The organism is Streptomyces sp. GESEQ-35, from assembly GCF_017948485.1.
GTDB lineage: Bacteria > Actinomycetota > Actinomycetes > Streptomycetales > Streptomycetaceae > Streptomyces.
On sequence record NZ_JAFFSX010000021.1, the window covers coordinates 95,914 to 113,558 of the forward strand.

A 17,645-nucleotide genomic window follows, 5' to 3' on the forward strand; every position below is an offset into this window, starting at 1 on the left:
GGGAGACCTTCAGCACGCGGACACCGCCTGAACGTCGCCCTGGGCGTTCTGGGCGGAGTCCTGCACGATGCGCCCGTCGCGAACGTGGACCTGGCGGGGCAGCGAGGCCGCGATCTCCCGGTCATGGGTGATGATCACGACGGTGGTGCCGTCGGCGTTCAGGGCGCGCAGCAGGTCCATCACGGTGGTGCCGGAGTGGGAGTCCAGGGCGCCGGTCGGCTCGTCCGCGAGGAGCAGGCTCGGCCCGCCGACCAGGGCGCGGGCGATCGCGACGCGCTGCTTCTCCCCGCCGGACAGCTCATGCGGCCGGTGGTACACCCGGTGGCCCAGGCCGACCCGCTCCAGGGCGGTGCGGGCCGCGCGGCGGCGTTCCGCGAGCGGGATGCCCGCGTACAGCAGGCCCTCGGCGACGTTGTCGAGGGCCCGTACGCCCGCGGTGAGGTGGAAGTGCTGGAAGATGAAGCCGATGCTGAGCGCGCGCAGCGCGGACAGCTCCCGGTCGCCCAGGCCGGCGATGTCGTGGCCGTCGACGGTGACGGTGCCGCTGCTGGGCCGGTCCAGGCTGCCGATCATGTTGAGCAGGGTCGACTTGCCCGACCCGGAGGGCCCGACGATGGCGACCAGCTCGCCGCGGCGGATGTCGAGCGAGACACCGTCGAGGGCGGTGACGCCGCCGGCGTACGAGCGGGTGATGTGGTCGAGGCGTACGACGTTGTGGTTCATCGCGGCACCCCGACCTTGTCGCCCGCCTTCAGGCCGGCGCCGGTGATCTCGACCCGGCCGTTCGCGAACATGCCGGTCTCCACCGCGACCGTGCTGCTGACGGAGCCCTTGACGACCTGGACGCCGTATCCGCCCTCCGACAGCGCGAGGAGCGCGGAGATGGGCACGGTCAGCACGTTCTTCTTCTCCGCGGAGGTGATCTCCACATCGACGGGCGCGCCGTCGTAGCTGCCGAGCTTGCCCCTGTCCTTCTTGTCGATCTGGACGGTGACCTTGATGACGGTCTTGCCGTCGCCCTCTCCCGGAGCGCCGTCCCCGCCTTCAGTGCTGGCGACCGTACCGACGGAGGTGATGGTCCCGGCCGCGTGTGCACCGTCGGGCAGGACGACGGTGACCTTGTCGCCACGGCGGACGAGTTTCTGCTTCTTCGCGTCGAGGTCGATGGCGACAAGCTGGCTGGTGCCGGTGTACGTCAGCACGGGTGAGCCGGGCTGGAGTATCTGGCCCTTCTTCACCTCCTGGCCGGTGACGCGTATCTCACCGTCGGCAACGACCAGGTCCGCGGGCTTGACCGTGCCCGTCTGTGGCACTCCGAGGTGCTTCTGCCAGCGCTTGACGGCCGCCTCGGTCCGGTCGGAGTACTCCTCGTCGGCGGTGAAGCCGGTGTAGCCGAGGGCGGCCAGGGCCCGTTCCACCTCGGCGACGTCGGGGCCTTTCGTGCCGGCGCGCAGTTCGCGGTAGAGAGGTGTGTCGCCGTAGATGAGGGGGATGGGCCGCCCGTCGGCCTTGAGCGCGTTCTGGCCCTGCTTGATGGTGGCACCGGGGTTCGGCAGCCAGGTCACGGTGCCCGACGCGCCGCTGGTCAGGGGCTGCTTGTCGCCGTAGCCGAGGCTGCCGGTGACGGTGTCCTGCTGAGCGAGGTCGGAGCGGGTCACCAGTGCGGTCGCCGGCGGCAGACCGCTGCCCTTTTCGGACTTCTTGCCGTTGCCGCCGCCGAAGCCGTACGCTGCCACGCCGGCGGCGCCCAGGGCGACCGCGACCGCGATCAGTACGGCGGTGGTGCGGGCGCGGCGGCGACGCGGTGGGGCGTGCTGCGGGCCGTCCGGAGAGCTGCCCGCCGAGACCCCTGACGGGTCCTCTGCCGGGTCTGTTCGAGGGGAAAGCTGGTGCATCCGGGGCGTCGCGTCGTCTGCGGTTTCGGGCGTGTGCGTCATCTCGATCTCGCCCGTCACTTCTGGGACGCGGGGTTGACGTCCTTGCACTTCTCGGCGGCCGCCTGAAGCTTGTTCATGTTCTTCATGGCGTCCTTGTCGAGCGGCATGCCTCCCGTCTCCGGGTCGGGGTCCGGGGCGTCATAGCCGTTGGCCCGCAGGCACTTGACGTATTTGCGCGCCTGCTCGAGCTGCTTTGCGTCGGGCTTCTGCGCGTTTTGCATGTCCTGCGCGGTGGGCGCGAACTCCTTGCACGCCGCGAGCGCGGCCTGCACCTCCTCGGGCGACGCGGTCTGCTCGGGCGCGTCCTCGCCGGCCTTCCCGCCCGTCGGCGCCACGCCCCGCTCGGCCAGGCAGGCGTTGTACTTCTTGGTCTTCTCGGCGGGCGTGAGCTGCTGCCCGCCCCCCTTCTTGTCGCCGCCGGCCGACGCGACCTCGTCGTTCCCGCCGGTGTCGCCCCCGCAGGCAGCCAGGCTCAGGCTCAGCAGCGGTACGGCTGCCAGCAGCCCCCAGTTGGTGCGCGAAATGGTACGCATGCGCTCGGCAGTCCCTTCTGTGCCGGGTCTCTCCCGGCGTCGGGGACCAGTAGAGGCGGGGCCCGGTATCCCCTCCGTAACCGCAGGCGGTTACGTCCTGGTTATCCCGGCCTCTGGCACTCTGGGGATCATGAGAGTGCTGATCGCCGAGGACGAGCGGATGCTGGCCGACGCCGTCGCCGAGGGGCTGCGTGAGGAGGCGTTCGCCGTCGATGTCGTGCACGACGGGGATTCCGCTCTGGAACGCCTTTCCGTGTACGACTACGACGTGCTCCTCCTGGACCGCGATCTGCCCGTCGTACACGGCGACGAGGTGTGCCGGGCCGTCGTCGAATCCGGCGGCCGCACCCGCATCCTCATGGTCACCGCCGCCTCCGATGTGCCCTCCCGCATCGAGGGCCTCGCCATCGGAGCCGACGACTACCTCACCAAACCGTTCGCCTTCGAGGAGCTCGTCGCCCGCGTCCATGCCCTGGCCCGCCGCGCCCAGCCCGCGGGCCCGCCCACCTACGAACGGGCCGGCCTGCGGGTGGAGACGGCCCGCCGCGAGGTCTACCGCGACGGCCACTACGTATCCCTCGCACGCAAGGAATTCGCCGTTCTGCTGGAACTACTGCGGGCGGACGGCGCGGTCGTCTCGGCCGAGGAACTCCTGGAGCGGGCCTGGGACGAGCACATCGATCCGTTCACCAACGTCGTCCGCGTGACCGTGATGAAACTGCGCAAGAAACTCGGGCCGCCGCCGGTCATCCAGACCGTCCCGGGCTCGGGGTACCAGATCCCATGAGGCTCACCTCGCGGCTGCCGCGTCTCCCCATCCGCGTCCGGCTCACGCTCCTGTACGGCGCCCTGTTCATGGCCTGCGGCGTGATCCTGCTCGGCGTGACCTATCTGCTGCTCGACGCGGGACTGACCGACCGGTTCGACGGCGTGGCCGTGCAGATCACCAAGGAGGGCGGGATCGCCCCGGTACCCGAAGCGTCCACCCACAGCCTCCCGTCGGAGCCCGCCGCCGGACTGGCCGGCAGTCCCGAGCTACGCGAACTCAAGGACCGCTACCGGGCCGCGACCCTGCAGTCCCTGCTCCGCCAAGGCGCCCTCGCCCTGGGCGTGCTCACCGTCGTCGCCACGCTGTTCGGCTACCTGATGGCCGGCCGTGTGCTGCGTCCCCTCAACCGCATCTCCCAGACCGCGCGCCGCATCACCTCCCGCGGCGACCTCAGTGAGCGGCTGGCCTTCACCGGCCCCCGCGACGAGGTCACCCAGCTCGCCGACACCTTCGACTCGATGATGGGACGCCTGGAGAAGTCCTTCCAGGACCAGCAGCGCTTCATCGCGGACGCCTCCCACGAACTGCGCACGCCCCTCGCCATCAACCGGACCCTTATCGAGGTGGCCCTGCGCCGCAAGACCGCAACCGAAGACACCAAACGCCTCGGCACCTCACTACTCGCCGTCAACGAACGCAACGAAAGACTGATCAACGGCCTCCTCGCGCTGGCCAAGGGCGAGACAGAGGTCGCCAACCGGACACCCGTCGACCTCGCCGAACTCGCCCGTCACACCGCCGAGTTGCACCAGTCACAGGCAGCCGAAGCAGGTATCGGCCTCCGGCTCGACACCAGGCCCGCCACCACCTCGGGCAACGCCGTGATGCTGGAGCGCATCATCCACAACCTGCTCGAGAACGCCATCCGCTACAACGAACCGAACGGCTGGGTCCGCCTCACCACCCGCACCACCCCGCACGGCGCCGCAACCCTCACAGTCGAGAACACCGGCCCCGTGGTCGCCCGCCAGGACATCGAGGCGCTGTTCCAGCCTTTCCGCCGCCTGGGAGCGGACCGCACCGACTCCGAGCGGGGCTCGGGCCTCGGCCTGGCGATCGTACGAGCCATCGCGCGCTCCCACGACGGCGATGTGACCGCGGCCCCCCGGGAACGCGGCGGGCTCATGGTCACCACCACCCTCCCACGGTGAGAGGCCCCTGCGCGAAGGGCTCTTCCTCCGGTGCCTCGGGGGCACCCCCGACGAGCTCAAGTGCTTTGCGCTGCGCCGGAGTCGGGTGCGCCGGGAGGTACAGGTACCAGACACCACGCCATCAACCTCATGAGATGGCACACCCTGGACGAATAGGTCCGATGTATTCAGTGATCGAATGCGACCAGCGACCAGCGACCGCGTGCTCGGGGCGCCGGTCTTGTGGTTGCGCCAGATAGCGGCGGCCATGGCGAGGATGCGCCGGGCGACACGGACGGCGACGCCCTCGAAGGTCCGTCCGCCGTGCTGCTCCAGGTCCAACTGCCCCTTGAGGGTGTCGTTCACGGACTTGATCAGCTGCCGCACCGACTTGAGCAGGCCCTTGCCCTTGCGCTTCTTCTCCCACTTGAACGAGGGCCGCAGCAGTTCGGCCCCACGCATGACCAGGTCATTCTCGAACTCCTTGGAGGCGAAGCCCTTGTCCGCGATGATCAGCAGTCCGGGCCGGTCGGCGACCAGGTCTTCATCGACGTCGAACATGGCCTGGAGCACTTCGCGTTCACCGAGTTTCGGGTTCGCCAGCGCCCACAGGATCGGCATCCCGGTCGGCGTGCGTCCGGCGGGTAAGACCGGAAGAGCCACGAGGAGACGGCGGTTCAAGGAGTGGACAGGGGCTCGGCGACGATGGCCGTCGAGCCCCTGTCGGTCTCAGTGGAAGACCCGCTCCACGAACGCGTCGAGGTTGCCGTGCAGGCGCTCGATCTGCTGCTCGACAGTGAGGGACTCCTCCATGCGCCCGCCCGGTGCCGCCTTCTTCCTGCCCCGTACGTACAACGAGCAGTCCAGGTCGGCGCAGATGTAGAGGCCCACCGAGTTGCCTTTGCGGCCGGCTGGGCCTGCCTTGGGGGCGGTCATGAGGGAGACGCCGCTGCCGGGATGCGTGGTCAGGCACAGCGAGCACAGGCTGCGGCGCAGGAAGCCGCGGTTGCCGGAAGCGGAGCGCAGGGACAGGCCGATGAGTTCATCGGCGCGTTCGACGACGAGATACCTGCGATCGGGCGCGGACAGATCGAACCAGCCCAGGAAGTCCAGGTCGTCCCAGTGGTCGAGGTCCGCCAGGTACTTGGGCAGGGGGAGACGTTTGGCCTCGCCCTTCGAGCAGTTGACGAACGAGGTACGGATGTCGTGCTCGGTCAGGAGTTTCATGCAGGGTCCTTCGAGGGGTGAGGTGAACGGTGGCGGGACACGACCCCGGCTCGCTAGGCCGGTGCGTCGTTTCCGGCGTGCTTCGGCGTCTTGAGCCGTACGGTGAGGCCCGCTACCAGGGCGGCGAGCAGCAGGACGCCCGCCGAGCACCAGTAGGCGACGGAGAAGCCGTGCACCATGCCTTCGTTGAGGGTCGCGCCGCCGTGGGCCGGATCGTGCGAGTGCGAGTGGACGTAACGGCTGGTGGCGCCGGTGGCGATGGTGTTGAGCAGTACGGTGCCCAGCGAAGCGCCCATCTGCTGAACGGTGTTGAGGGCAGCCGAGGCCACACCGGTGTCCTGCGCGGGCACGCCGGCGGTGGCCGTCGCGTAGACCGGCATGAAGGTCAGGCCCATGCCCAGACCGAGCAGCAGCAGGGCGGGCAGCACGTGCGGGACGTAACTCGCATGCACGGTCAGGCGGCTGAGCAGCACCATGCCGGCGGCAGCCAGCACCATGCCGGACGACATCAAGGTGCGCGGCGCCGTGCGTGGCAGCAGGCGGGGCGCGATCTGGGCCGCGGCGATGGCGATACCAGCCGAAATCGGCACGAAGGCCAGGCCCGTCCGCACCGGCGGGTAGCCGAGGACGACCTGCAGGTAGTACGTCAGGAACAGGAAGACGCCGAACATGCCGATGGTGGCCAGGCCCATCGTCGCGAGCGATCCGGCCCGGACACGGTCCTTGACGATGCGCAGCGGCAGCAGCGGGCTCGCCGCGCGGCTCTGCCACCACACGAAGGCGGCGAGCAAGATCACGCCGGCCACGAGCAGCGTGAGCACCGACGGGCTGGTCCAGCCGCGAGGTTCGGCCTCGCTGAAGCCGTACACGAGGGCGACGAGCCCGCCGCAGCCCAGCAGCGCGCCCGGCACGTCCAGGTGCCCGCCCCGGCGGCCGGAGCGGTCGCGCAGGAAGACCGGTGCGCCGAGCAGGGCGGCCAGCGCGATGGGCACGTTGACGTCCAGGGACCAGCGCCAGTTCAGGTACTCGGTCAGCAGACCGCCCACGATCAGCCCGACCGCGCTGCCGCCGCCGGCCAGCGCACCGTAGACCCCGAACGCCCTGGCCCGCTCCTTGGGGTCGGTGAACGTCGTCGTCAGCAGCGACAGGGCCGAGGGCGCCAGGACCGCCGCGAACGCACCTTGCAGGGCCCGCGCCGCGAACAGCATCCCGGGACCGGCCGCCGCGCCGCCCAGCGCGGAGGCCGCGGCGAACCCGGCCAGGCCGATGACGAAGGTGCGCTTGCGGCCCACCAGATCGGCGATCCGGCCGCCGAGCAGCAGCAGCCCGCCGAAGGCCAGAGTGTAGGCGGTGATCACCCACTGCCGGTCGGCGTCCGACATGCCGAGAGCGCGCTGGGCGGAGGGCAGCGCGATGTTCACGATGGTGCCGTCAAGGATCACCATCAGCTGGGCGAGGGCGATGACGGCCAGCGCCCACCAGCGCTTCGGATCCGGTGCCGGTGCCGGAGTCGCGGCGGGAACCTCGCGGTCCGGGGAACGGTCGGTGGCCGTGGAAGGGGCGGACGGGAGGGATTCCCCTCCGGGACGTTTCTTGCTCATGGCGATCACGCACGTTTCGTGTCGAAGTGCTGTCGAGACAGCCGGCCAGGGACGGTCGCAGTGGTGACGACGGGCCGGTGTACGCAGCACGGGGACACGGCATGGCGGTGGGGCAGCGGGAACCGCGGACAGCACCCGGGGCCTGCCTCACCAGCTGCGTGTCACTCACGCCGGCGCTCTTGCTGGTCGTGAGGCGGAGAGTGCCGAGATCACGGTGACCAGCAAAAGAAGGGCCCGTCTTCGGGCACGCGCCCCCGCAGCCCGCGCGGCGACGAACCGCGCAGACCAGGACATCTCGTGACGCGGCATCTCAGGAAGATGCCGAAGACAAGAAACAAGAAGGGGGAAGAGTTACCGCGCGCCGCAGAGGAGGGAGGGCACACGGCCGGAGGCAACTATGGCCGCAACGCATTCAGCACGGTCCATGTCTCTCGCCTCCTTCCGGGCAGGGCACGCGGTGCGTGTCGACGCCGAGCGCGCCGAACGGGGCGGCAGAGAACCTGCCGCGCGAAATCCCGGAGAGCTTATCCCATCGATGCCACCGCGCGACCGGAATTACCGACCGCCCGCGCACACGGAAGGGGTTTGCTTGGGGGTGGAAGTCCCTGGGGGAGGAGGTGGTGCCAACCCCGAGCCGGGAGTACGCGCGGGAAGCCGTTGACGATGTCTGACAGCTGTTGGTGCAGCCCCGACACGTATGCGGCCTGGCAGTCACGGGGCTTGATGTCCAGCACGACCCAGGTGCCGAGTAGTCCTGCTGCTCTCGCTCGACCAGAGCGTGGCGTTCCTCTGGGTCGACGTCGTCAGACAGGACGTCGACGACCTCGACGTCAGTTTCCGTGGGCTCGGGAGCGATCCTGTGGGCGCTGGCGAACCCGAAACTCGACGAACGCGAAGTGCTCCAGGCCATGCTCGACGTCGATGAAGACCTGGTCGCCGACCGGCCCGGACTGCTGATCATCGCGGACGAGGGCTTCGCCTCCAAGGAGTTCGAGAATGACCTGGTCATGCGTGGGGCCGAACTGCCGCGGCCCTCGTTCAAGCGGGAGAAGAAGCGCAAGGGCAAGGGCCTGCTCAAGGCGGTGCGGCAGCTGATCAAGTCCGTGAACGACACCCTCAAGGGGCAGTTGGACCTGGAGCAGCACGGCGGACGGACCTTCGAGGGCATCGCCGTCCGTGTCGCCCGGCACATCCTCGCCATGGCCGCCTCTATCCGGCGCAACCACAAGACCGGCGCCCCGAGCACGCGGTCGCTGGTCGCATTCGATCACTGAATACACCGGACTTATTCGTCCAGTTCCACGAGTTGAGCGCCGGGCACTCCGTGTGCCGCTTCTCCTGGTCGGCCTGGCCCGGCAGCGCTTGTCGCCGTCCGGCGACTGCCGGAGGTACGAAGATGTTGGTACGCGTCGAACGACTTGCCGTTCATGTCCACTGCGCCTGTGGGACCACGGCTGCTTCGCGCTCCAGTTGATCGCGGCCTTCACGTCGGCCTGCTTGCCGGGTTCGCCGAAGTCGGGACAGCCGGTGGAACGGTCGAACCCGCGCGTATAAACCATCACGAAGGCGTAGCCGTGCCCTTGTCGAACAGGTCGGTGCCCCTCGTGAAGTTCTGGAAGCGCTTGGACGGACCGGTGCGCTCCCAGCCTTCGGGCCCGAGCTCCCCGGAGTACCCCAGTACGAGAGTGCGAGCTCGTCGACAGGCTGACCGACGCTTTCTTGCCGTTGGGCAGCTCTACCGGAAGCAGGATGTCGGGGACGCCGCGCCCGACGCGGTTGCGACCGTGCTGGCCAGCGGGCGAACGGGCCCCACCCAGAGCCTGCGGCCCGAACGGCAGGAGACGGACCGGGCTGTTGGTGAGACAACGGGGAGCGGCCACCCTGCGCAGCGCGCCAGGGTGGCCGCCTCTTCTGCGCCTTGCGAAGCGGTCAGCGCACCCAGACGGTGTACTCGGCGCGACCACCCGGACCGTCGCACCACACCTCGTCATACCCGTTGTGCTGGGCGTTCGGCAGCTCCTCAGCCTCGCACTGCCTCTTCGAGTCATACGTCATACCGCCAGCCACGTGCCAGCCGCTGCCGGGTGGGGGGACGGCGACTGCGCTGGTGGCGGTCAGCGGGACTGCTATCGCTGCGGCGCCGACGGCGAGGCCGACGGTGATGCGGGAACGCCACGACTTCATGAGCTCTCCTTCTGTTGGCTGCACTGTCCCTAGGTAAAGCACCCGGGATCCGTGCGTGGTGCCTCTGCGGCTTGCAGCGTGTCTTGATCGACACGCCCCACGGGATGACACTAAGCGCCAGTTTGGCATTTAGTGACTTCAATGGCCATCCTCGGTGGAGTGGCCTGAGTCACAGCAGAGTGTCTACGCTGAGGCCGTGGCAGCAGACCTTGACCGCACTCGAGAGAGTCCACGGGCCGCAAGAAGGCGGTAGGGGCTGGTAGGTGATCTGCCGTCACCTGAACGGATGGGGCTGGGGCACCCCAGCCGGTCGCTCGCTCGGCTGAACACCGTGAGCAAGGACTGCTCGATGCGCGGGTCTGTCCAACGTGAAGTCCATGGTGCAGGGCCTCGCCGCCGCCTGCGAACTGCAGGGCGGTCTCCAGTGGGAAGCGACCTACGACGGGCTGCGGGTCGCCGAGGCCAAGGGCGACGGCGGTGGCGATCGGCTATCCGGGCAGGACCATCGCCGACGTGCGCCGCGCACCTCGAAGGCGGGCCACGGCTACCCAGGCCCGCGAGCACCGCATCAGCCATGGCGCCGTGCGCACCGCTGTGGTCGACCTCATGCCCGACCACAGCGCGGCCGACCACCAGGCCACACCTGCCACGGGCAGTCGTCACCCTCGATACGCCGGGCAAGTTCGCCGAATTCCTCCGCGTGACCGAGCTGGACGACGCCGAGTGGGCCACTCCACCGCCGCTCCCGCCGTGCACTGCCGAGCCGTTTGACGGCCCCCAGGGCGCCCCGACCGTCCCGGGTGAAGCGCAAGGCCCGCCGGGAGTACGAGATGGTCGGTTGCGGTTCCGGTGACGTCGGCCAGACGGCCAGGAAAGCTCGCTGCGGCGTGATGGGTTCCCGCTCACCGGTGGCGAATTCGCCGGTCGCGGACGGTATTTGTGGGGTGTACGGGACGCGGTCCGGGTACGGCGGTGTTCCCTTGCGGTGTTTGTCTTGCCGTGGCGCGATTTTTTCTCCGTCGCCACTCGTCACAACGACTGTGGCGCCGGCGATGATCAACCGGAGCCCAAGGGATGGACGTGAGCTCGGCACTTGGCTCCATCAGCCACCATGCGGCGAACGCGGCAACCAGAGTCTCCAGCACCGGCCTTGATGTCGCTCGATTTTACTTCGGCTCGCATTCTGCGGACGCGCGCATTTTTAGGTTTGTCCTGCTCAGCTCCATCCGCCGCCGACAGACCGACTGGAAAGCACCGAGTTTGACAGGGCTTTGCGCAGGCCCGGTATTTCTCGATCGAATTTCTTGGCGAGTTCCTCAAGCGTATCCTTGTGTTTGCGGCGCTCGGAACGGTTCAGTACGACCCCCATGGTCGCGTCGCTCTCCAGGGCGATCACCGGCAGTGCCACTTGCGCCAGGGGCAGAGTGGACGGGTCGGGAGTGGTGGTGACCCGCGTGCGCAATGCTTCCTGCACAGTTCGGGCCTCCTCTTCCCGCCGCAAGACAACTTTGCTTCCTCCGAGCAGACTCAAGGTGAGGCCGGTCTTCTTTTCGATAATCCCAGCAGCCGTCAGCTGGTTTTCGACCGGTTTCTCCGCCTTGTGCGCGGTGTTGTGCACCAGTGCTATCCACTTTTTCGGCCTCGCGTGCAGCTCTTCCCACACAGAGGCGAGAAACGGATCCGTCGGTGATTGGTCTCCAAGTACGCTAACCCGGCGCCCGTCGGTCTCAGCCTGTCCCGCAAGGACTAGTTCGGTCAGGGCAGCAGCGCGCAGCCGCTGCCCGCGGAACTGCAGAAGAGTAGCCGGAAACTTGTTCTTCTTGAAGGCGTAGGCACACAGGTAGATCTGCTGCGGAAGCGTGAGATCCATGTGAACTCCTTGAATACGTGGTAACAGGGCCAGTTCCTACTACATGGCGCGATCTACAAGGGTCGTTGACGGCATTTTGGGTTCGCCGACCTCGGCCGTCGACCTGTCGGCGTAGCGCTTTTCCTGACTCGACGGGACTGCAGCCGCTCGAAGGCGCCATGAATCCGCACCACGGTCACCCGACTCACAGCAGGAAGCTCGTGATCTTCATGGCCGTCAACTCTCCCGAAGTGCATCTTGCGCGACCTCACCATCGTGTCACTAACTGCAACACTGACATTTAGTGACGGCATTGCCTACATCTCGCGCATGTGACCTGCGCCACGAGTGCACTGCCGGCCGAGCGGTCACCCAGGGGAGGTGGGGCTGTAATCGACGGCCCGCAGCGGCTGGGCGTGCGGCGCACTTGCCATTGCTGTCACTTAGTGACAATGTCATTAAGTGACAGCCTTCGATCGCTGAACGGTGACCGGCTCCAGGCTGCGGACCCACTCAGAGCCCTTGCGGACCATCATCAGGGCCTCATCACTCGCTGTCCGGGGACAGCCACAGGAAGGACCCACATGGCACTGCCGAAGCCGATCAGCGTCGAGGATTTCTTTGCCCCTCCCGTCCGTTCGAGGGCCTCCCTCTCGCCGGACGGCACCAAGATCGCGTACCTGGCTCCTTGGGGAAACCACCTGAACCTGTGGATCGAGAGTGTCGACGCGCCCGGGGACGCGCGGCGGGTCACCTCCGAGGACCGCAACCTGCTGAGCTACCACTGGACCGACGATCCGAGGTGGCTGCTCTATACCCGGGACCAGGGGGGCGACGAGAACCGGCACCTGTACCGCGTCGATCTCGAAGACCCGGACGCAGCGGCTACCGACCTCACCCCCTTTCCCGGCGCACGCATCATGGATCTGAAGCTGCCCGCCGGGCGGCCGGGGAAGGCGGTGTTCTCCTCGAACAGCAGGAATCCCGCCACGTTCGACCTCTTGGAGCTGGACATCGCAACCGGTGACCTGCGGACCCTCGCAGAGAACACCGGAGGCGCTGCCACCACCCTTTTCTATGGCGGCAGCGGAGACCCCTTCACCAGCGACGTCACCGAACAGGGCGACCTCAACCTCTCGCGCTGGAACGAGGCCACGCAAACGTTGCGCCACATCGCGCAGTTCGACGGTGCCGACTATCCGCTGGGCGTCTATCCGCTGGAAGTTACCGCCGACGCCGGCGGCGTTCTCTTCGGTTCGAACCGGGGCTCGGACAGACTCCGCCTGGCCCGGCTGGATGCAGAAACCGGCGAGGAGACGGAGGTCGACTCCCACCCGCAGTACGACCTGGACACACGAGCCCGTGTCTTTCCCGCACTGCCCTCGCCGCTCATCTTCAGCCGACGTACCGGCGAGCTCATCGGAGTTCGCTACCTCGGGGAACGACTGGTGATCAACGCACTGGACCCGCACTTCGCCGAGGTCTTGGAGAACCTGAGGAATCTGTCCGATGGCGACCTGGCCCACATCTCGTCCGACGAGAGCGAGCTGCGGTGGGTCGTCAGCTTCACCCACGACCGCGATCCCGGGGCCACATACTTCTACGACCACTCCTCGGGCGAGAGTCGCCTACTGTTCCGGCCCCTTGGCCACCTGGACCCCGAGCAGCTGGCACCGATGACACCGGTGACGATCACCGCTCGGGACGGTCTCGCGCTCCCCTCCCACCTGACACTGCCAATCGGGACAGAGCCGCACCGGCTGCCGCTGGTCCTGCTTGTGCACGGCGGTCCCTGGGACCGAGACAGCTGGGGGTTCAACCCTCTCGTCCAACTGCTGGCCAACCGGGGCTACGCGGTGCTTCAGGTGAACTTCCGCAGCTCCACGGGGTACGGCAAGTCGTTCATGAAGGCCGGCATCGGGGAGCTGGCCGGCAAAATGCACGACGACCTGATCGACGGTGTGAACTGGGCCATCCAGCAGGGATATGCGGACCCGGACCGGGTGGCGATCTTGGGCGGCTCCTACGGTGGCTATGCGGCACTGGTCGGAGTCACCTTCACGCCCGATGTCTTCGCCGCTGCGGTGGACATCTTCGGGGTCTCTGACCTCGCCAACTTCCTGCGCAACCAGCCGGATTTCGTCCGGCCGGCCCTTGCCGCCAACTGGTTCCGCTGGGTCGGCGACCCCGCGGATCCGCAGCAGGAGGTTGACATGCTGGCCCGCTCACCGATCAGCCGGGTGGACCAGGTCCGTACACCGCTGCTCATCGCCCAGGGCGCCAACGACGCCCGGGTAGCGCAGGCAGAATCCGACAACATGGTCCAGGCTCTCCGGGCACGTGGGGTCCCCGTCGAGTACATACTCATGGTGGACGAAGGGCACTCCATCGAGAACCCGGAGAACTTGATCGCTGTGTACCGCGCCGTGGAGCGTTTCTTGGACGAGCATCTCGGACACGGCCGGGACGCTACGTAGCCGTCGTCCGGGCCGTGGCGGCAGGCGGTCGGCGGTCGGCGTAAGGAAATCCGTGAGGACCCGCAGCCCGGAGGCCGCATTCTCCGCGGCCGCCATTAGCGGATGCTCTGTCCAGCGGCTGCGGAGGTGTTGTGGGAAGCGGCGGCGGGGAAGCGCGAGGCGTGAGCGCCTGAGGGAAACACAGCGAACCGGAACGGAGCCCGCGCAGCCATAGCCAAGATGTGGGAAAGCTACCGAAGCCTCCCTGCGCTTCGCCGGGGGGCACCCCTGATAGGACCCTCCGACGGCGGCCGTGCCCGTGCTGCGCACCTATGTCTCGCGGCTGTGCAAGAGCCTGGAGCCCGACCGGGCGGCCGACGAGTCCCGGGCCGTGATTGTCTCCGTCATCGACAGATACCTGGCCTTCGCTGTGCCTAAAGTGGGCGAGACGGCGCTGGCCGCGATAGAGGCAATTGCGTGCGAACCTATTCGGACGGCACCTACCGCGTGGTGGCACACCTGGAGAAGGAGGATGTGTCGGAGGACGTCGGGGAGATCGCGCCGGGTACCTATCGCACGTCCGGGGGACCTGTCGGACTTCTACGACGTGGATGTCTTCCTCGGCCTGGACGTCGGCAAGACGGCCCACCACGGCCACGGCCTCACCCCGGCCGGGAAGAAGATCCTCGACAAGCCTCTGCCCAACAGCGAGCCCAAACTGCGGGCCGTCTTCGACAAGTTGACCGCGAAGTTCGGCACGGTCCTGGTGATCGTGGACCAGCCCGCTTCCATCGGTGCCCTGCCCCTGACCGTCGCGCGGGATGCCGGCTGCAAGGTCGCCTACCTGCCCGGACTGGCCATGCGCCGGATCGCCGACCTTTACCCAGGAGAGGCCAAGACCGACGCGAAGGACGCGGCGGTGATCGCAGACGCCGCCCGCACCATGCCGCACACCCTGCGCTCGCTGGAACTGACCGACGAGATCACCGCCGAGCTGAACGTGCTCGTGGCTTCGACCAGGACCTCGCGGCCGAGGCGACCCGCGCGTCCAACCGGATACGGGGCCTGCTCACCCAGTTCCACCCCAGCGTGGAACGCGTCCTCGGCCCGCGCCTGGACCACCAGGCCGTGACCTGGCTGCTGGAGCGCTACGGGTCCCCGGCCGCGCTGCGCAAGGCCGGACGGCGCAGACTCGTCGAGCTGATCCGGCCCAAGGCCCCGCGCATGGCAGCCCGGCTGATCGACGACGTCTTCGACGCCCTCGACGAGCAGACCGTCGTGGTCCCGGGGACCGGCACCCTCGACATCGTCGTGCCCTCCCTGGCCCGCTTGCTCGGCGCCGTCCATGAACAGCGCCGGGCCCTGGAGGCACAGATCAACACCCTGCTGGAGGCCCACCCTCTAATGCAGTGCGTACGTGCTTCCGCACCCGCTTGTTGAGACGGGTCTGGAACGCGTGGAGCGGATGCCTCAGTTCCTTCTGACCTGTGAGGTCTCAAAAGAAGACAGGCACCGCTCTCCACGGTGAGTTTCGTGGTGGCCTGGTGGGCGTCGGGATGACTCCGAACCCTCTTCGGCACGGTGATGCCTATTGAAAGACTGGCAGCGCCCGGCGTCCTCCGACCGCCATGAAACTCGCGGGCCCACAGCGGACGTTGATGCTCGTGGTGCGAGCCCGCCGCATGGTGACCTCCCGTTCGTCTCCGCGAGCCCCCGAGCTCTAGGCCACTGCCGGCCGACAGCGAACTCGCCCAGGCTGTCGTTGTGCTCGCCCGCGCCCAGCAAGACGCCGTCTGGCGCCGCCAGCAGGCCGCCAACCAGCTCCGCTCGCTGTTACGCGAGTACTACCCCACCGCGCTCGACGCGTTCCTCACCGGCCGCAACGGCGGCCTCGCTCATCCTGAGGCCCGCGCCATTCTGGCGATCGAACCTACGCCCGCCATCGCGGCGAAACTCACGAAACCCCAGATCCGAGCGGCTCTGAAACGTGGCGGCCGCCAGCGGTACACCGAGGCCGAGACCAAACGCCTCCAAGAAACGTTCCGGACCGACTGCGCCCACCAGCCTCCGCTCGTCGAGGAGGCCATGGGCAAGCAGATGCTTGCCCTGCTGCGCCAGCTCGACGCTGCCGCCGAAGGCGCTGAGGACCTGGCCAAGGCGGTGGAGTCACCATTTCAGGAACACCCGGACGCCGACCTGATCACCAGCTTCCCCGGCCTCGGCTCCCTGCTCGGCGCCCGGGTACTTGCCGAAGTAGGAGACGACCGCGACCGGTTCGCGGACGCACGAGCGTTGAAGGCATACTCCGGGTCGGCCCCCATCACCCGCGCGTCAGGGAAGAAACGCTACGTCGGGCGCCGATTCGTCAAGAACAACCGCCTCACTCACGCCGGCTACCTGTGGGCCTTCGCCGCCATCACCGTCTCACCAGGCGCTAACCCCACTACCGGCACCGCCGCGAACGGGGCGACTGGCACGCAGCCGCACAACGCAACCTGTTCAACCGCATGCTGGGGATGCTCTATCACTGCCTGCAAAACCGAGTCCCCTACAGCGAACAACGCGCCTTCGCACCGTTCCCCGAACCCGCCGCGGCTTGACTCTTAGCGTCGTGAGATGTCTTTCCAAAGTCCTGACCTCGATGCCCGGCGTCGGCGTCAGGACCGCCGCAGTCCTGCTGACCACCATCGGCGACGGCACCAGCTTCCCCACCGCCGCCCACCTCGCCTCCTACGCCGGACTCGCGCCGACGACCAGGCAATCCGGGACCTCGATCCACGGCGAACACGCACCACGCGGCGGCAACCGGCAGCTCAAACGCGCCATGTTCCTCTCCGCCTTCGCCTGCATGAACGCCGACCCGGCCTCCCGCACCTACTACGGCCGCCAGCGTGCCGGCGGCAAAACCCACACTCAGGCCCTCCTCCGCCTCGCCCGCCAACGCATCAGCGTCCTGTTCGCCATGCTCCGCGACGGCACCTTCTACGAACCCCGCGAGCCCAGGACCGCCGCCCCCGCCGCCGCATGAACCCCACACCGCCGAATCATCTCAAACCCGGCACGACAGGGTTGACGAAAGGCATAGAGGCACCCCCCGGCGTCGAGCGCCGGCGACCGGGATCATGGGCGCAGAGCATGTCCGGGAGAGTCGCAGGTCGGACCGTGGGGTTTCCAGAAGCCCGGAACGATCAGCTGGCAATTGTGAAGCCGCAGGTACGGAGGGGTGTGTTGGTCCCTTCGAAGGAGCCCCACCCATTGTGTTTCAGCTACTGCCATCACGACGTGTACAGGTGCTCATGATCTCGCCGTTGCTGCGGTGCCAAGGAAACGTTATGGCGTTAGCCGTCGCCAGCCCGTAGACACCGTCCCACAATTCGTCCTGCTCGGGGAAGAGATAGATCATCTGAACCCAGTGGAGAGCCGCAGCAGTCCGGCTTCCATAGTCACCGTCGACCACGATGTCCCGGCCATAGCAGAACTTCAGTGCGGTCTGCAGTGCCACGACTGCGCTGTTCTTGCTTCCCTCCTTGAGGTAGCACTTCACGGTGGAGCTTGACTTAGGGATCATCATGTAGTAGGAGTACGCAGGCACCGGCTTCATCTGAACCTGCCGAGTGCACTGCGGCGTCGCGGTGCTCGCCGCACCCGCCGGCGCCACCGCCGCTCCCGCCGTGAGCAATCCGGCGGACATGAACACTGCTGCGAGCTTGAGTCCGAACTTCATTGGGTGTAACCCCTTTCCCTTCGGGGTCGTAGGGCGGCACCTGACGTGCCGCCGACTGGCGACATCAGAGTGCGCGGCGGGCGGCGAGGGCTGCCACGGTTGCCGCGGAAGTGACGTCCTCACGGGACGCCTCAGCCGCTGACCTGCGGGGACGCAGTCCGATGGGACCGTATGG

13 protein-coding genes and 4 pseudogenes are annotated in these 17,645 nt (G+C 67.8%); 8 read left to right on the forward strand and 9 right to left on the reverse strand.

Features of this window, described 5'->3' with window-relative positions; all coding sequences use genetic code 11:
- Positions 1 to 9 precede the first annotated feature (9 nt).
- Genes KCH87_RS32835 through KCH87_RS32845 form a run of 3 tightly spaced genes read right to left on the reverse strand, consistent with a single transcriptional unit; the run spans position 10 to position 2,470 of the window.
- On the reverse strand, positions 10 to 723 hold the full coding sequence (locus tag KCH87_RS32835) for an ABC transporter ATP-binding protein (protein WP_210590722.1): 714 nt from the start codon (positions 721 to 723) through the stop codon (positions 10 to 12).
- On the reverse strand, positions 720 to 1,937 hold the full coding sequence (locus KCH87_RS32840; protein ID WP_210590724.1) for an efflux RND transporter periplasmic adaptor subunit: 1,218 nt from the start codon (positions 1,935 to 1,937) through the stop codon (positions 720 to 722). Before KCH87_RS32840 ends, KCH87_RS32835 begins: the two co-directional genes overlap by 4 nt.
- 14 nt (positions 1,938 to 1,951) lie before the next feature.
- Positions 1,952 to 2,470 carry a hypothetical protein gene (locus KCH87_RS32845; protein ID WP_210590727.1) on the reverse strand — a complete coding sequence of 173 codons (519 nt, stop codon included), beginning with the start codon at positions 2,468 to 2,470 and terminating at the stop codon, positions 1,952 to 1,954.
- A 130-nt stretch (positions 2,471 to 2,600) separates the two neighbouring features.
- Here KCH87_RS32845 and KCH87_RS32850 point away from each other — a divergent pair, with 130 nt between their 5' ends.
- The 3 genes from KCH87_RS32850 (at position 2,601) to KCH87_RS32860 (ending at position 5,077) form a co-directional block, all read left to right on the forward strand.
- A complete protein-coding gene (locus tag KCH87_RS32850; RefSeq protein WP_210590729.1) occupies positions 2,601 to 3,257 on the forward strand; it encodes a response regulator transcription factor in 657 nt (218 codons plus the stop codon).
- Positions 3,254 to 4,450 (forward strand): HAMP domain-containing sensor histidine kinase, encoded by a 1,197-nt coding sequence (locus KCH87_RS32855; protein ID WP_210590730.1) that lies wholly within the window; start codon positions 3,254 to 3,256, stop codon positions 4,448 to 4,450. The genes KCH87_RS32850 and KCH87_RS32855 overlap by 4 nt, the downstream gene beginning before the upstream one ends.
- A 303-nt stretch (positions 4,451 to 4,753) precedes the next feature.
- Positions 4,754 to 5,077 carry a hypothetical protein gene (locus KCH87_RS32860; protein ID WP_210590732.1) on the forward strand — a complete coding sequence of 108 codons (324 nt, stop codon included), beginning with the start codon at positions 4,754 to 4,756 and terminating at the stop codon, positions 5,075 to 5,077.
- An 81-nt stretch (positions 5,078 to 5,158) separates the two neighbouring features.
- On the opposite strand, the gene KCH87_RS32865 is transcribed toward KCH87_RS32860, so the two are convergent.
- Together KCH87_RS32865 and KCH87_RS32870 are read right to left on the reverse strand one after the other, a co-directional pair.
- Positions 5,159 to 5,656, reverse strand: a complete 498-nt coding sequence (locus KCH87_RS32865) for an FBP domain-containing protein (RefSeq protein ID WP_210590734.1) — start codon at positions 5,654 to 5,656, stop codon at positions 5,159 to 5,161.
- Positions 5,657 to 5,709: 53 nt separating this feature from the next.
- Entirely contained in the window at positions 5,710 to 7,257 is a 1,548-nt protein-coding gene (locus KCH87_RS32870) for an MFS transporter (RefSeq protein WP_210590735.1), read from the reverse strand.
- Between the two features lie 839 nt (positions 7,258 to 8,096).
- Between KCH87_RS32870 and KCH87_RS32875 the strand changes: the two genes are divergently transcribed.
- The gene (locus KCH87_RS32875; RefSeq protein ID WP_210590737.1) at positions 8,097 to 8,531 is read left to right on the forward strand and encodes a hypothetical protein; all 435 of its coding nucleotides are present in this window, start codon (positions 8,097 to 8,099) and stop codon (positions 8,529 to 8,531) included.
- A gap of 222 nt (positions 8,532 to 8,753) precedes the next feature.
- On the opposite strand, the pseudogene KCH87_RS50825 reads toward KCH87_RS32875, so the two are convergent.
- The 3 genes and pseudogenes from KCH87_RS50825 to KCH87_RS32890 form a co-directional block, all read right to left on the reverse strand.
- Positions 8,754 to 9,305, reverse strand: a pseudogene (locus tag KCH87_RS50825) (hypothetical protein); the annotation flags it as partial.
- Positions 9,187 to 9,441, reverse strand: a complete 255-nt coding sequence (locus KCH87_RS32885; protein WP_143638266.1) for a hypothetical protein — start codon at positions 9,439 to 9,441, stop codon at positions 9,187 to 9,189. The pseudogene KCH87_RS50825 and the gene KCH87_RS32885, both read right to left, overlap by 119 nt.
- A 1,216-nt stretch (positions 9,442 to 10,657) precedes the next feature.
- Positions 10,658 to 11,311: a GPP34 family phosphoprotein gene (locus KCH87_RS32890; protein ID WP_210590739.1), complete on the reverse strand. Its 654-nt coding sequence runs from the start codon at positions 11,309 to 11,311 to the stop codon at positions 10,658 to 10,660.
- Between the two features lie 563 nt (positions 11,312 to 11,874).
- On the opposite strand from KCH87_RS32890, the gene KCH87_RS32895 reads away from it, so the two are divergent.
- From KCH87_RS32895 to KCH87_RS32910, 4 genes and pseudogenes are all read left to right on the forward strand, one after another.
- The gene (locus KCH87_RS32895) at positions 11,875 to 13,767 is read left to right on the forward strand and encodes a S9 family peptidase (RefSeq protein ID WP_210590741.1); all 1,893 of its coding nucleotides are present in this window, start codon (positions 11,875 to 11,877) and stop codon (positions 13,765 to 13,767) included.
- A 568-nt stretch (positions 13,768 to 14,335) separates the two neighbouring features.
- Positions 14,336 to 15,150: pseudogene (locus tag KCH87_RS32900) on the forward strand (IS110 family transposase); the annotation flags it as partial.
- A gap of 318 nt (positions 15,151 to 15,468) precedes the next feature.
- Positions 15,469 to 16,346 (forward strand): annotated as a pseudogene (locus tag KCH87_RS32905) (transposase); the annotation flags it as partial.
- 20 nt (positions 16,347 to 16,366) lie between these two features.
- Positions 16,367 to 16,774 (forward strand): annotated as a pseudogene (locus tag KCH87_RS32910) (transposase); the annotation flags it as partial.
- Between the two features lie 234 nt (positions 16,775 to 17,008).
- Here the strand turns inward: KCH87_RS32910 and KCH87_RS32915 are convergent.
- Positions 17,009 to 17,470 (reverse strand): peptidoglycan-binding protein, encoded by a 462-nt coding sequence (locus KCH87_RS32915; protein WP_210590747.1) that lies wholly within the window; start codon positions 17,468 to 17,470, stop codon positions 17,009 to 17,011.
- Positions 17,471 to 17,645 lie beyond the last annotated feature (175 nt).

Coding starts and splice junctions, on each gene's coding strand:
- KCH87_RS32835 (WP_210590722.1), bottom strand. CDS start 723: ATGAACCACAACGTCGTACGCCTCGACCACATCACCCGCTCGTACGCC.
- KCH87_RS32840 (WP_210590724.1), bottom strand. CDS start 1,937: ATGACGCACACGCCCGAAACCGCAGACGACGCGACGCCCCGGATGCAC.
- KCH87_RS32845 (WP_210590727.1), bottom strand. CDS start 2,470: ATGCGTACCATTTCGCGCACCAACTGGGGGCTGCTGGCAGCCGTACCG.
- KCH87_RS32850 (WP_210590729.1), top strand. CDS start 2,601: ATGAGAGTGCTGATCGCCGAGGACGAGCGGATGCTGGCCGACGCCGTC.
- KCH87_RS32855 (WP_210590730.1), top strand. CDS start 3,254: ATGAGGCTCACCTCGCGGCTGCCGCGTCTCCCCATCCGCGTCCGGCTC.
- KCH87_RS32865 (WP_210590734.1), bottom strand. CDS start 5,656: ATGAAACTCCTGACCGAGCACGACATCCGTACCTCGTTCGTCAACTGC.
- KCH87_RS32870 (WP_210590735.1), bottom strand. CDS start 7,257: ATGAGCAAGAAACGTCCCGGAGGGGAATCCCTCCCGTCCGCCCCTTCC.
- KCH87_RS32885 (WP_143638266.1), bottom strand. CDS start 9,441: ATGAAGTCGTGGCGTTCCCGCATCACCGTCGGCCTCGCCGTCGGCGCC.
- KCH87_RS32890 (WP_210590739.1), bottom strand. CDS start 11,311: ATGGATCTCACGCTTCCGCAGCAGATCTACCTGTGTGCCTACGCCTTC.
- KCH87_RS32895 (WP_210590741.1), top strand. CDS start 11,875: ATGGCACTGCCGAAGCCGATCAGCGTCGAGGATTTCTTTGCCCCTCCC.
- KCH87_RS32915 (WP_210590747.1), bottom strand. CDS start 17,470: ATGAAGTTCGGACTCAAGCTCGCAGCAGTGTTCATGTCCGCCGGATTG.